The 529-nt window shown below is 46.3% G+C and carries 2 tRNA genes and 1 rRNA gene; all 3 read right to left on the minus strand.

Annotated features, from left to right (window positions below):
* Nucleotides 1–133: 133 nt before the first annotated feature.
* Nucleotides 134–209 (minus strand) — tRNA-Ala (locus QDN89_RS21925).
* 14 nt (nt 210–223) lie between these two features.
* A tRNA-Ile gene (locus QDN89_RS21930) sits at nt 224–300 on the minus strand.
* A gap of 115 nt (nt 301–415) precedes the next feature.
* A 16S ribosomal RNA gene (locus QDN89_RS21935) occupies nt 416–529 on the minus strand; the annotation flags it as partial.

Genomic DNA, 529 nt, shown 5'->3' on the forward strand with positions numbered 1-529 from the left:
GTCTTTCTCGGTCTTTCTTGGCCTTACTCTAAGACACTCGGTTCACTCTTCTCTGAATCCGTAGATTCAAATCTGTGTAAAACCGGTGATTCATTCATTTATCGTTATCCAGTTTTCAAAGGACAAAAAAATATGGTGGAGCCTAGCGGGATCGAACCGCTGACCTCCTGCGTGCAAAGCAGGCGCTCTCCCAGCTGAGCTAAGGCCCCAAAAAAATTCAATATGGTGGGCCTAAGTGGACTCGAACCACCGACCTCACGCTTATCAGGCGTGCGCTCTAACCAGCTGAGCTATAGGCCCACATTGAATAAGTTAAATATTTCTATTTACTTAAATATTGAGAGTTTGACCTCTCAAAACTAAACAAAAAAGCCAAAGCGAAGTTCGATTCATAAGTTGAGCAAATGCTCCTTAGAAAGGAGGTGATCCATCCGCACCTTCCGGTACGGATACCTTGTTACGACTTCACCCCAATCATCTGTCCCACCTTCGGCGGCTGGCTCCAAAAGGTTACCTCACCGACTTCGGG

Origin of the sequence: Salipaludibacillus daqingensis, from assembly GCF_029891575.1 — a bacterium.
GTDB classification, from domain to species: Bacteria; Bacillota; Bacilli; order Bacillales; family Salisediminibacteriaceae; genus Salipaludibacillus; species Salipaludibacillus daqingensis.